General features: G+C 34.3%; 12 protein-coding genes. 4 read left to right on the top strand and 8 right to left on the bottom strand.

Going from position 1 to position 10,851, the window contains the following annotated elements; translation table 11 throughout:
* The 3 genes from WBN21_RS08995 to WBN21_RS08985 form a co-directional block, all read right to left on the bottom strand.
* The coding region (locus WBN21_RS08995; RefSeq protein WP_424199506.1) for an ATP-binding cassette domain-containing protein at positions 1 to 252 on the bottom strand (252 nt) is incomplete at its 3' end.
* A gap of 430 nt (positions 253 to 682) precedes the next feature.
* Positions 683 to 1,807 (bottom strand): molecular chaperone DnaJ, encoded by a 1,125-nt coding sequence (gene dnaJ / locus WBN21_RS08990; RefSeq protein ID WP_424199504.1) that lies wholly within the window; start codon positions 1,805 to 1,807, stop codon positions 683 to 685.
* 9 nt (positions 1,808 to 1,816) lie between these two features.
* The gene (locus WBN21_RS08985) at positions 1,817 to 2,356 is read right to left on the bottom strand and encodes a nucleotide exchange factor GrpE (RefSeq protein ID WP_424199502.1); all 540 of its coding nucleotides are present in this window, start codon (positions 2,354 to 2,356) and stop codon (positions 1,817 to 1,819) included.
* A gap of 149 nt (positions 2,357 to 2,505) precedes the next feature.
* On the opposite strand from WBN21_RS08985, the gene WBN21_RS08980 reads away from it, so the two are divergent.
* On the top strand, positions 2,506 to 3,162 hold the full coding sequence (locus WBN21_RS08980) for a YceI family protein (protein WP_424199500.1): 657 nt from the start codon (positions 2,506 to 2,508) through the stop codon (positions 3,160 to 3,162).
* Between the two features lie 85 nt (positions 3,163 to 3,247).
* Here WBN21_RS08980 and WBN21_RS08975 read toward each other — a convergent pair whose 3' ends face one another.
* Positions 3,248 to 5,134 (bottom strand): B12-binding domain-containing radical SAM protein, encoded by a 1,887-nt coding sequence (locus WBN21_RS08975; RefSeq protein ID WP_424199498.1) that lies wholly within the window; start codon positions 5,132 to 5,134, stop codon positions 3,248 to 3,250.
* A gap of 233 nt (positions 5,135 to 5,367) precedes the next feature.
* Here WBN21_RS08975 and WBN21_RS08970 point away from each other — a divergent pair, with 233 nt between their 5' ends.
* Positions 5,368 to 5,877 (top strand): DUF3124 domain-containing protein, encoded by a 510-nt coding sequence (locus WBN21_RS08970; protein ID WP_424199496.1) that lies wholly within the window; start codon positions 5,368 to 5,370, stop codon positions 5,875 to 5,877.
* Positions 5,878 to 6,489 (top strand): MarC family protein, encoded by a 612-nt coding sequence (locus WBN21_RS08965; protein ID WP_424199494.1) that lies wholly within the window; start codon positions 5,878 to 5,880, stop codon positions 6,487 to 6,489. It begins immediately after the preceding gene.
* 53 nt (positions 6,490 to 6,542) lie between these two features.
* Here the strand turns inward: WBN21_RS08965 and WBN21_RS08960 are convergent, their stop codons facing one another.
* The 3 genes from WBN21_RS08960 to WBN21_RS08950 all read right to left on the bottom strand — a co-directional run bounded on the left by WBN21_RS08960 (position 6,543) and on the right by WBN21_RS08950 (position 9,310).
* Complete coding sequence (locus tag WBN21_RS08960; protein WP_424199492.1) at positions 6,543 to 7,445, bottom strand: TIGR01777 family oxidoreductase; 903 nt, start codon at positions 7,443 to 7,445, stop codon at positions 6,543 to 6,545.
* Between the two features lie 362 nt (positions 7,446 to 7,807).
* Positions 7,808 to 8,497: a tRNA (5-methylaminomethyl-2-thiouridine)(34)-methyltransferase MnmD gene (mnmD, locus tag WBN21_RS08955; RefSeq protein ID WP_424199490.1), complete on the bottom strand. Its 690-nt coding sequence runs from the start codon at positions 8,495 to 8,497 to the stop codon at positions 7,808 to 7,810.
* Positions 8,498 to 8,806: 309 nt separating this feature from the next.
* Positions 8,807 to 9,310, bottom strand: coding sequence for a DUF4920 domain-containing protein (locus WBN21_RS08950; RefSeq protein WP_424199488.1), 504 nt, complete (start codon positions 9,308 to 9,310; stop codon positions 8,807 to 8,809).
* 94 nt (positions 9,311 to 9,404) lie between these two features.
* Between WBN21_RS08950 and WBN21_RS08945 the strand changes: the two genes are divergently transcribed.
* Positions 9,405 to 10,472, top strand: coding sequence for a branched-chain amino acid aminotransferase (locus tag WBN21_RS08945; RefSeq protein ID WP_424199486.1), 1,068 nt, complete (start codon positions 9,405 to 9,407; stop codon positions 10,470 to 10,472).
* Between the two features lie 122 nt (positions 10,473 to 10,594).
* Here WBN21_RS08945 and WBN21_RS08940 read toward each other — a convergent pair.
* A partial coding sequence (locus WBN21_RS08940; RefSeq protein ID WP_424199485.1) for a hypothetical protein occupies positions 10,595 to 10,851 on the bottom strand: 257 nt, incomplete at its 5' end.

The following is a 10,851-nucleotide window of genomic DNA, read 5'->3' as shown; positions in this document are numbered from 1 at the left end:
ACCACGTTCTTCTGGCAAGTATCCAATATCCTTGATATGTTTTTGACTAAGTGGTTCTCCGTCTAATATAACCGAACCAGAATCAGGCATTGTTATTTGATTAACAATGCGTATTAGTGTTGTTTTTCCAGCGCCATTTGGCCCTAGTAACCCGAAAATACTTCCCTTTGGTATGGAAATAGACACATCATTTAAAGCTTTAAAATCTCCAAAATATTTGGAAACATTATTCACTTCAAGTAAGTTATTCATGTTATTTTTCAATTGTAAAGTAAAACGTAAATATATTAAATGTTTATGCTAGAAACTTAATGCTTTAAGTAATAATTATGATTAGAATGCTCAGGAAATTTAAATAAATAAGGAGATCTCGAAATAAATTCGGGATTAGTTCAACTTGCAATTTTAGGTGCTTCCTGCGGACTTCCTATAATTGAGTTTCCCTAAAAAAACAAAACCCACCCTCAATAAAATTAAGGATGGGAAAAAAATTGCTATGAAAAAGAAAAATTATCACTAAAAAAAATTAGTGATATTCAAATATAGTTTTTTTTTCTTTATTTGAAGTAAATCTGTGAATTTTCTTCCTTTTTTTTAGTAAAAAAATCCCGAAATAAATTCGGAATTAATGCTACTTATACTTTTTAGTAAGCAAAAAATGGAGTCCATAATTTAAGTTTTATTATGAAAACATATCTTTTACTTTTTCAAAAAATGATTTATCAGAACTTTCAGGTTTTGGCACGAAATGTTCATCATCCTGCATCATTTCGAAAAATTCTTTTTGTTGCTTATTTAAGGTTTTTGGAGTCCAAACATTTACATGTACTAATAAATCGCCCTTTCCATATCCATTAATACTAGGAATTCCTTTTCCGCGTAAGCGCAAAATTTTACCCGACTGAACACCAGCTTCAACTTTAATACGCACTTTACCAGTTACGGTATCAATTTCTTGAGAGGTTCCTAAAACAGCATCAGGAAAACTTACATATAAATCATAATGTAAATTATCACCTTCGCGTTGTAATTTTTCGTGTACTTCCTCTTCTATAACAACAATCAAATCTCCAGAAATACCATTTCCAGGTGCTTCGTTCCCTTTTCCAGATACTTTTAATTGCATACCATCAACCACACCAGCAGGTATTTTAATTGATACGGTTTCTTCAGCAACTTTTAAACCTTGGGCATCTGCATCACTTGGTTTTTTATCGATTGTTTGTCCTGCTCCACCACAAACATTACATGGTGCTGAAGTTTGCATTCTACCTAAAATAGTATTTGCAATTCGAGTTACTTGACCAGAACCATTACAGGTTGTACATGTTTTATAGGTAGTTCCTGGTGCTTGAACTTTACGTTTTACTTTTACTTTTTTCTCAACGCCTGTAGCAATTTCTTCTAAAGTAAGTTTAACACGAATACGCAGGTTACTTCCCTTAACACGACGTTGGCCACCGCCACCGCCAAAACCAGAGAAACCGCCACCGCCAAAACCGCCGCCACCGAAAATATCACCAAACTGACTGAATATGTCATCCATATTCATGCCGCCGCCGCCAAATCCGCCACCGCCATTTTCAAAAGCTTGATGTCCGTATTGATCATAACGTGCTTTTTTATTGTCGTCGCTTAAAATTTCATAAGCTTCAGCAGCTTCTTTAAATTTCGCCTCGGCACTTTTATCATCTGGGTTTTTATCTGGGTGAAATTCAATAGCTTTCTTTCTGTAAGCCTTTTTTATTTCTGCAGCGCTTGCACCTTTATTTATTCCTAATACTTCGTAATAATCTCTTTTAGCCATCTCTTAATTTTATTGCCCTATAACTACTTTTGGAAAACGAATTACTTTATCTCCTAAAAGATATCCTTTTTCAACTATGTCGATAATTTTACCTTTCATATCATCAGTAGGAGCCGGAATTTGCGTTATAGCTTCATGATTATCAGCATTAAAAACATCACCTTTATTGACTTCCATTAGCTTTAAACCTTTTTGCTCTAGCGTTTTTATTAATTTTTGGTAAATTAACAACACACCTTTACGTAATTCTTCAGCTTCTTTATCATCTTCAATATGTGTTAACGCACGCTCAAAATCATCTAGAACTGGCAATAATGTTTTCATAACATCTTCACTTGCAGTTGAAAATAATTCAATTCGTTCTTTTGCTGTACGTCTTTTATAATTTTCAAACTCTGCAAATAAGCGTAAAAACTTATCTTTCTCTTGCTTTACTTCAGCTTCAAGTTTTTCTTCATTTGTTTGCTCCTCTAAAACTTGCGCTTCGGTTTCAACAGTTTCCTCTTGAGTAGATTCTACTTGCTCATTTTCTATATCTTTTTTACTCATGGTAAATTCAATTTTTTCAATCTTAAATTTAAGTTGGCAAAAGTACTGCCAATATTATAAAAATGTCATAATGTCACTAAAATAATTTTAATTTTATTTATTGACGGTGAATGTCTAATTTTGCAGGGTTAACACTAAAATATTTTAAAATGAAAAAGAAATTTGCAACAATTTTATGTATTACAGCTTTAATTGTATCTACTACGGGATGTAAAGACAAAGCAAAAGAAGCAGCAACTACAGCAGCTGAGGCGGTTGAAGAAACTACAAACGCTGCGGCATACGCTGTAAACACAAAAGCTTCCACTATAGAATGGAAAGGCTTTAAACCTACAGGTTCCCATAATGGAACTATCGCTATAGAAAACGGTGTACTTGATATTGCTAACGGAAAAATTGTTGGTGGTACTTTTATTATTGATATGAGTTCTATTGTGGTTACAGATATTCCTGCTGATGATGAAAAGAATGGAAAATTAAAGGGTCACTTAAGCAGTCCTGACTTTTTTGATGTTGAAAAATACCCAAGTGCTGGTTTTACTATTACTGGTTTAGAAGAAGTTGAAGGTAAAATGATGCTTTCTGGAAATTTATCACTTAAAGAAGCTAAGAACAATGTAACATTTCCTGTGAGTGTTATTAATGAAAATGGTGCTATTACACTAACTAGCGATACTTTTACTATTGATAGAACAAAATGGAACGTACAATACGGCTCAAAATCTATTTTTGATAATTTAGGAGATAAATTTATTAATGATGATATGGAATTAAAAGTGACACTTAAGGCAGCTGCAAAGTCTTAATTGAATACATTTTTAAATTTAAAAACCACTTTGTGAAAATGAGGTGGTTTTTTTATGGAAAAATATTTTAATGACGACTGAATAATTAATTACTTTCTACGTGATTGCTCACAATTTCAGATAAAAAACTATCAATAAGGCCTTTTGGATGACTGGTTGTAGCTACAGGAAATTCAAACCAATGTTGTAAATCCTTATTAAACCCCGTATTGTTTAAATAGTCTTGTAACGCCAAGTTTAACCCTTTTGTATATTTAGGATGATTGGCTCCTTGAGGATCGTTATGGTATAAATCATTTTGGGCAAATCCCTTAAAAACTGGACCTGTAATTTGGATCCCAAAATCTTCTGGGTTTTTTCCAATAGGACTATGAATAGTGGTTGTGAATTGGTGCCAAAATGCTGACTGAATACAATTCCGTTGAAACAATTGCCTAACCACCTCCAATGAATCGATGGTTTCCTGTTCGGTTTGCGTTGGGAAACCATACATAAGATAGGCATGAACCATAATGTTATTTTCAGAAAAATGATGCGTTACTCGGGTTACTTGGGCAATATCAACACCTTTTTTCATTTTTGCTAATAATCTATCAGAAGCCACTTCCAAACCTCCAGTAACCGCAATACAACCCGATGCAGCCATTAATTGACACAAATCGAAATCGAAGGTTTTTTCGAAGCGGATGTTTGTCCACCAAGTTATGTTTACCCTTCTTTTTATTAATTCGTCTGACAAAGCTCTCAACATTTTTGGCGGTGCAGCCTCATCAACAAAATGAAATCCAGTAATACCAGTATCGGTAATTATCTTTTCAATTTTATTTACCAAATCTACAGCTGTGGTGTTTTGGTAATTTCCAATATAATCTAAGCTCACATCGCAAAACGAACATTGTTTCCAATAACAGCCATGAGAAATGGTTAATTTGTTCCATCTGGCATCTGTCCACATACGATGCATTGGGTTTACAACATCTAGAAAAGATACGTATTTATCAAAAGGTAAATCCGAATAATTTGGAGCAGGCAAATGTTTATGATGGTAAATGGTATTAGGGAGTTTATTTTTGTAAACCACCTTGTCGTTTTCTAACACAAAGGTTCTTTCCAGTTCATCTATATTAATTTTTCCTTCGAGATAGTTCACTATTTTTAGTAAAGGGCCTTCGCCATCGTCTAAGGAAATAAAATCAACAAATTCAAAAATTCTTGCATCTTCAAGCGCACGCAATTCGGTATTGCAATAACCGCCACCAAAAGCCACATAAACATCAGGAAAAAGCTGTTTTATAAATTGCGAACATCGTAAAGCTGCAAACAAATTACCAGGAAAAGGAATGGTAAAACATACCAAATTAGGCTTTTCGCTTTCAATTTTGGCAACCAAAATATCTAGCATTTTTTCTTCAATAATCGTGGGTTGATAGCTCAAAAAAGTATCCAGCTCATCAAAGCTACTTGCCGAAGTGGCAATTTGCTCAGCATATTTAGTAAATGCAAAAAACTCATCGACATTGGCTTGAATAAAATCACCAATTTCCTCAATATATAGTGTGGCATAATGCTTTGCTTTATCAATAATTCCTTGATCTCCAGCTTCCCATTTAATATGGGTATTAACTTTAGCCAACCGATGCCCTAATGGTAAAAAATTATTTTCTAAAATTTTAATTGCAGCTTCAATAGTTTGCTTTTGAAGAAAACTAATAACCACATCAACTCTTGCGATGTATTGAGCTTTCATTTTAATCACTTCAGGATACTGAAAATGCTGTAAATCGTCCGCTTCATCAAACACAGTACTTAAAAAATCGCTTGTAAAAATGGCCGTGAAAAGCTCAATACTTAAATCGGAATGTGCCACAGAAATGTTATGCGCTTCCAAAAAACCTTTTAGATAAGCACCAGCAGGATATGCGGTGTTTAACTGAGTAAACGGTGGTGTAATAAAAAGGATTTTAGACTGCATCCTGCAAAGATAGAATTCTCTGCAAAGTAATGGATTGAAAAATTGTGGTTTATTTAGGAAAACTATGTTTCAATTATAATGGTATTTGTTTTTATTGAACTTGACTTTGTTAAATAAATTTGCGACCTTCGTTCCTTTCTGCCGACAGGCAGGTAACATCGGAAATAAATCATTGTACCGATTTTAAATCGTTAAAAGCCGTTACCTCACATTTGAGAAAATATCGTACTAAAATGAAATTAAAATATTTAAACATAATAATTGTTGTCTTACTTTTTAGTTGCAACGAAAAGAAAGAAATTAGTTCTATACATCCTGAAAATTGGTCAAAACGAGCTGTTAATCTAACATCTAAAGATTCACTTGAATATGGAAAATCTTATTTATCAATTTATTCTCAAATTTATAGTTTAACGGAACATAAAACTCACAACTTAACATCAATGGTTAGTATGAGAAACACAAGCGATTTAGATACAATCTACCTTTTAAAAGCTGAGTATTATGATACTCATGGAAAATCGGTTAGAAAATATTTTGACTCACCAATTTTTTTGGCACCAATGGAAACGTCAGAAATAGTTATTGACGAAATCGACGTATCTGGCGGAACTGGCTCAAATTTCATTTTTGAATGGAAAATTCCTAAAAATTGTCCAGAACCCTTATTTGAGGGAATAATGACTTCGACAATGGGACAACAAGGTTTATCTTTCACAACCCAAGCAAAGCGAATAAAATAAATGGTTGAGATTTTAACAACAATATTTTTCGTTTTTGCAGTTATTGATCCTATTGGTTCAATACCTGTCTATCTTGAGGCAACCAAAGAATTTGATTTAGTTCATAAAAAGAAAATTGCAGTTCGAGCATCAATTATAGCTTTTTTAATTCTTTTATTTTTTATTGTAATTGGACAACTGATTTTAGAAGGAATGTCCGTATCACTTGATGCATTTCAGATTTCAGGTGGCGTAATTCTCTTCTTATTTGCGTTAACGATGATATTCGGAGATGGTAAACCTGAATTAGAAAAAAACAAAATTACTGACTATAAACATGTTACAATATTTCCTATCGCCATTCCTTCAATAGCATCGCCAGGAGCAATAATGGCAGTTGTTTTAATGACGGACAATCATCTATATACCATTCAACAACAAGCCAGAACCACCGGAATTGTTTTACTTGTTATTGGGATTACTTGTTTAATCCTTTTAGGGGCAAATCATTTACAAAAGCGAATCGGGGATTATGGAATTACAGTTATAAGTAAAATTATGGGGCTGATTTTAGCTTCGTATGCTGTACAAAGTATATTAAGCGGTATTAGTAGTTACTTTGGAAATGTGTAAAAAATATGCGTTAAAACAACGAATTTAAAACCATTAAACGAACGCACAAAAAATCACAACAAATTCTCCAAAGCAGGTTCTAAATAATTATACTCAAACAAGAATCCCTTATCAGCAATTTTTTTAGAGCTAACTCTTTGGCTTTCAAATAATATAATATGCATCTCGCCTAAAACGAGTTTCATAAAAAACTTCGGGATATTTGGCATGAATAAAGGCTTTTTTAATACACTCGCCACGGTTTTTGTTAACTCAGTATTAGTAATAGGGTTTGGAGCAACGCCATTATAAACACCTGCCAAGTTATTTTCTAAAACATATAAAAATAGGTTTGCTAAATCGTGAATATGAATCCATGATTGCCATTGTTCTCCATTGCCAAAAGCTGAACCTAAGCCTAACTTTATGGGTTTTACAATTTCTGCTAATGCGCCACCTTTATTTGATAACACCAAACCAATTCTAATTTTTGAAACCGTAATATTGAGTTTTGAAAATTCATTTACAGCGTCTTCCCAAACGGAAACCACTTGTCCTAAAAACGAGGTGCTAATTTCGTTATGGTTTTGATCGTAATAATTAGTTAACGAATCTGGATAAATACCAATGGCGCTCGCTGAAACTATTTGTTTTACTGAATGATTTGTAGATTTTAAAGCATCTATTAATAAGGCTGTGGTTTCTGTTCGGCTAGAAATTATTTCTTTTTTGTAACTGGGTGTCCAACGCTTTGAAATGGTTGCTCCTGCTAAATGGATGATAGCATTGACACCTTGAAAGCAATTAGCATCAATTTCCTGTGACTTGGGATTCCAGTAAAAACCTTTATAATTTTCGTGTTGAACAAGCTTGGATTTACTGGTTGTGAGATAATTTATTTTAATGCCTTTTTCATGACAAAGTTTAACTATTTCTTGACCAACTAACCCCGTTGCTCCTGTTATTAAAACGCGCATTTTCTTTTTTGTATAAAGTTACAAAATGGTGATTGGCTTTGCTAAAGTTTTGTATTAGGTTTAACAGAAAAGGAGTTAGAAGCTTGAAGATGGAAGACGTAGTACGAGAAGCTAAAAAAAGAAATCGCGCAAACGTGCCTACCGGCAGGCAGGGAGGCAAAGGTGCGAAGGAATTAAAGTACTCGTGAATGCTTCTAAAGAGACAAAAGTATTACTCAGAGAACCACAGAGATTCACAGAGACTTTTTAGTTGGTTTTGGAATGATTGTTTTTTTTTACAGAATACTGCGACTGCAACTGAAAACTTATTTAGTTGCTCGTAACATTTAACTCCAATTATTATTTTTTTTAGTCGTTGAATGTCACGCTTCTTTGCAAGCGCGTAACATTTCACGTTTTCCTGGTGGACCGGGCAGTCTTTCTACTTTAAAACCTACGGCTTGCATAGCTCTGCGAACGCTTCCTTTGGCGGCATAGGTTACTAATATGCCGCTTGGTTTTAAGGCTTTGTACATGATTTCGAAAATGGCTTCTGTCCATAATTCGGGTTGGACTCTAGCTCCGAAGGCATCAAAATAGATGATGTTATGCGCTTCTGAATCTTTGATTTCTGAAAAAAATTGTTGCCTTTTTATTAAGGTGAAATCGGCATTAATTTGATGTTGTTCTTCCCATGGGGTTTCGTGCAGCTTTTTAAAAAGGGATTCGCTGTTTTCTGTTTTTAGTGATTGGGTATAGTTTAATGCATTTATTTCTGCTTCTGACACAGGATAGGCTTCTACGCCATTGTAATTTATTTTTAAATCTAGTTTTTTGGCTTCTATTAAGGTGATAAATGCGTTTAAGCCGGTGCCGAATCCTATTTCAAGGATGGATATCCTTTTTTGAGATTCTTCACTTTGTTCTGAATGATAAAAGTGATGCAACCCGTGTTTTATAAATACATGATAGGCTTCTTGTATGGCGCCGTGTATGGAGTGGTATTGCTCATTCCATTCTGGTATTTGAATGGTTGTTGATCCATCGCCTGTGATTATGATTTCGCGTTTCATGTTTATATTTTAATTGTGTGGAAGGTAGTTGATTTCTTTATTTGCTGTTTCTTATTTAATGCACTAGTGAATATAATAAAAAACACCCCTAAAGTCCCCAACAAGAGGACAATTATTACGGCATATCTGAACGAATCCATGAGTTTGTTGGAAGTTCTGTTGACTGTAGGTTGATTTACGGACTTCTGCAAACTTGCCTGCGTTAGGGATAGTAGTGGAAAGCCCACAGCCCGACGTAGGAGGTGCGAGGACTTGCAGCGAATAGCCCGACCCTTGTGGTAACGCCCAAAAATTTAAAATTAATTGTTTTTATTGTGCCACTAATACACCATCGGCCTCGAAGGAATAGGTGCGTTTTGGTTCGGTGATACTGGCTATTTCTTCAGCTGTTTTTCCGGCATCTTCGGCATAATGGCGTTGCTCATCGACTGATACTTCTTCCACAAATGCTTTTCCGTTGATGATGACTTGCTTACCCGAAATATCCTTTGGAACGAAAAAACCGTAGTCTTTAAATTTTACCATAACCTCGTTTTCCTCGTCGAGTTTTAAACGCATCCAACAGCCTTTAGCTTGGCAAACATCGTTAACTTTTGCTATTAGTTTGGAGTGTATACTGTCGCCCGCATTCATGGTTTTGTAATGTGCCGCCATGGAACTTGCAGCAATGGCATCGTCGGCAATAATTTCTGTACCGAATGTGGCATATTCTATTTTTTCAATTTTTACTGGGTTTTCAGCAACTTCTTGAGTTTTGTTCTTGCAAGAATTTAACATTAAAACGCAAATAATCATTAAGGTAACTGGCTTCATGGTGTAAATATTTCAATTTTAAACGATTTATGTAAATATACCGCTTTTTTAAAAACGTTTTTCTTTAAATTTGTATAATATAATAAGCAGATTTATGAATACTATAATCAACGACATAGAGGTTATTAAAACGAAAACCTCTAAAATTAACGACGTAGATTTTGACAATTTGAAGTTCGGGCATGTTTTTTCTGATCATATGCTGGAATGTAATTTTAAAAATGGGAAATGGGAAGCACCTAAAGTGATACCTTACCAGCCTATTGTTTTAGATCCGTCGTCTAAAATTTTTCATTACGGGCAATCTATTTTTGAAGGTATGAAAGCTTATAAGGATGTTGATGAGAATGTCTGGTTATTTCGCCCATTAGATAATTTTAAGCGTTTGAATATTTCCGCTAAACGTTTGGCAATTCCTGAGCTTCCTGAAAACTATTTTATGGAGGGTTTGAAAGTGCTTTTGGAAGTTGATAAAGATTGGATTCCTAGAAAAAAAGGTAGCTCTTTATATATAAGACCTTTTGTGTTTGCTTCTGGAAACGGGTTTCATGCATCGCCAGCCGATGAGTATAAATTTATAGTTTGTACGGCGCCTTCTGGGGCTTATTTTTCTGGAGAAGTAAGGGTTTTAATTGAAGAAAAATACTCGCGTTCTGCTAATGGTGGCGTAGGTTTTGCAAAAGCTGGTGGTAATTATGCCGGACAGTTTTACCCAACGCAATTAGCTATTGAAAAAGGCTATCAGCAAGTTATTTGGACGGACGATAATACACACGAATATATTGAAGAAGCTGGTGCAATGAATATTTTTGTTCGTATTAATGATACATTAATTACGGGACCAACTAGTGATAGAATTCTTGATGGTATTACTCGTAAAAGTATTATTGAATTGGCTAAATCTGAAGGTATTAAAGTTGATGTTAGAAAAATAACGGTTGCTGAAGTTGTTGAGGCTGCTAAAAATGGCTCGTTAAAAGAGATGTTTGGTGCAGGAACTGCTGCAGTAATTTCCCCTATTTCTGGATTTGGATATAAAGGTGCTGATTATGAGTTACCGAAATTCGACGATACGTTTGCTACTTTCTTAAAAAAACGTATTACTGATATACAAACTAATAAAGTTGAAGACCCATTTGGATGGCGTTATGCTGTTAAGTAAAGCCCTTCCCTAGCCCTTCCCGAAGGGAAGGTGAAATTCATATAAATAAAAAAAAGAGAGGTATATACCTCTCTTTTTTATTAAGTTAAATTCTGAAACAAGTTCAGAAGAACATTTTAATTTTATTTATCTAAAATAGACTGAATGTTTGGTTTAAAATAATTTGGTCCTTTTAGTACTTTGCCATCTTCTCGATAAATAGGTTGACCGTTCTCCCCTAGTTTACTCATATTACTACGCTGTATTTCTTCGAATACTTCCTCAATTTTATATTGCATACCATGTTCTATAATGGTTCCGCATAAAATGTAAAGCATATCGCCTAAGGCATCGGCAACCTCAACTAAATCGTTATTATTTGCTGCATCTAAATACTCTT

It is taken from the genome of Algibacter sp. (genome assembly GCF_049667265.1).
GTDB lineage: Bacteria > Bacteroidota > Bacteroidia > Flavobacteriales > Flavobacteriaceae > Algibacter_B.
This window is presented reverse-complemented; position numbering and strand designations above follow the sequence as displayed.

What these genes read in the sequence shown, in the direction of transcription:
- dnaJ (WP_424199504.1), bottom strand. Translation starts at nt 1,807, where the DNA reads ATGGCTAAAAGAGATTATTACGAAGTATTAGGAATAAATAAAGGTGCA.
- WBN21_RS08985 (WP_424199502.1), bottom strand. Translation starts at nt 2,356, where the DNA reads ATGAGTAAAAAAGATATAGAAAATGAGCAAGTAGAATCTACTCAAGAG.
- WBN21_RS08980 (WP_424199500.1), top strand. Translation starts at nt 2,506, where the DNA reads ATGAAAAAGAAATTTGCAACAATTTTATGTATTACAGCTTTAATTGTA.
- WBN21_RS08975 (WP_424199498.1), bottom strand. Translation starts at nt 5,134, where the DNA reads ATGCAGTCTAAAATCCTTTTTATTACACCACCGTTTACTCAGTTAAAC.
- WBN21_RS08970 (WP_424199496.1), top strand. Translation starts at nt 5,368, where the DNA reads ATGAAATTAAAATATTTAAACATAATAATTGTTGTCTTACTTTTTAGT.
- WBN21_RS08965 (WP_424199494.1), top strand. Translation starts at nt 5,878, where the DNA reads ATGGTTGAGATTTTAACAACAATATTTTTCGTTTTTGCAGTTATTGAT.
- WBN21_RS08960 (WP_424199492.1), bottom strand. Translation starts at nt 7,445, where the DNA reads ATGCGCGTTTTAATAACAGGAGCAACGGGGTTAGTTGGTCAAGAAATA.
- mnmD (WP_424199490.1), bottom strand. Translation starts at nt 8,497, where the DNA reads ATGAAACGCGAAATCATAATCACAGGCGATGGATCAACAACCATTCAA.
- WBN21_RS08950 (WP_424199488.1), bottom strand. Translation starts at nt 9,310, where the DNA reads ATGAAGCCAGTTACCTTAATGATTATTTGCGTTTTAATGTTAAATTCT.
- WBN21_RS08945 (WP_424199486.1), top strand. Translation starts at nt 9,405, where the DNA reads ATGAATACTATAATCAACGACATAGAGGTTATTAAAACGAAAACCTCT.